The following is an 855-nucleotide window of genomic DNA, read 5'->3' as shown; positions in this document are numbered from 1 at the left end:
AAGGCTCGTGCCCAGATCGAGCTTGATCACGTCGTCGGTATTGGCGCCGGCCTGGATATCGACCGTCTTCGCCTTGGTCGGATCGGCGACATCACCCGTAAACAGCTTCACGCCGTTGAACTCAGTGTTCTTCAACACGTTGGCGATCTGCTTCGCGAGCGAATCCTGCTCGAGGGTGATGTTGGCCTTGTCGGTATCCGAATAGGTGCCGTTGCCCTTCTGGACTTCCAGCTCGCGCATGCGCTGCAGGTTGTTGGTGACCTCGTCGAGTGCGCCCTCTGCGGTCTGCGCCATCGAGATGCCGTCGTTGGCGTTGCGGATGCCTTGGTTCATGCCCTTGATCTGCGACGTCATCGACGACGTGATCGCGAGACCGGCCGCGTTGTCCTTGGCGGAGTTGATGCTCTTGCCGGTCGACAGGCGCTCCATCGACGTTGCGAGCATGTTCGAGGCCTTGGCCGATGCGTTGGTGGCGCGCATGGCCGAGATGTTGGTACCGATGACAGTCATTGCGAAATCTCCGTGATCTTCGGCGATCCCCGCCGCCCCCGTGGCGAAGGGCCGTGCCGCCACATTAGGTAACGGCAGGATCGCGCCGGACTTAAGCCTCGACCGGCTAGATTTTGCCGCTTTTTCTATGGTTTACAGTATGTTGATGGCAATTTCCTGCCATCCATCACGCAACGAACCCCGACAGCGTGCGCTGTCGGGGTCGTGTCGTCTGGCCTTGACCGCAGCGCCTCGCGGGACGTGCGCGGACCGCGGCTCCGATCGGCGCCGTCACCCTGCGGGGGGCGGTGCCGGCGCCGGTCCGGATCAGCCGAGCAGCTTCAGCACGCCCTGCTGGCTCTGGTT

General features: G+C 62.6%; 1 protein-coding gene. It reads right to left on the bottom strand.

The annotated features are described in order from the left end of the window. On the bottom strand, positions 1-510 hold a 510-nt coding region (locus NLI89_RS21670; protein ID WP_439144559.1), incomplete at its 3' end, for a flagellin N-terminal helical domain-containing protein. Positions 511-855: the final 345 nt, after the last annotated feature.

The organism is Sphingomonas faeni, assembly GCF_024273235.1.
GTDB classification, from domain to species: Bacteria; Pseudomonadota; Alphaproteobacteria; order Sphingomonadales; family Sphingomonadaceae; genus Sphingomonas; species Sphingomonas faeni_A.
This window is presented reverse-complemented; position numbering and strand designations above follow the sequence as displayed.